Here is a 224-nt window from a genome sequence, read left to right on the forward strand (position 1 = left end):
TTATTAATAAAAATCGAGTGAGATAGTATGGATATATTGTTTATTTCAAAATTTATTGTGGTTATTGCATTAATAATAATGATGCTGGCTACTTTAAGAATAGGTGCATATAAATCCACATCAATGGGACTTTTAGGAAGTTCTTTAATAGTTAACGCTTTCGCAGTTGTTTTACTCATTGGTGGGGAAATATATAATCTTGGTTTCTTTAAAGATATATCATT

1 protein-coding gene is annotated in these 224 nt (G+C 27.7%); it reads left to right on the forward strand.

Annotated elements, in window-relative coordinates; all coding sequences use genetic code 11:
• Positions 1–27: 27 nt before the first annotated feature.
• Positions 28–224, forward strand: a 197-nt coding sequence (locus tag Q4Q55_RS10595) for a hypothetical protein (protein WP_303372760.1), incomplete at its 3' end; no start/stop codon positions are given.

Source organism: Methanobrevibacter sp. (assembly GCF_030539555.1).
GTDB lineage: Archaea > Methanobacteriota > Methanobacteria > Methanobacteriales > Methanobacteriaceae > Methanocatella.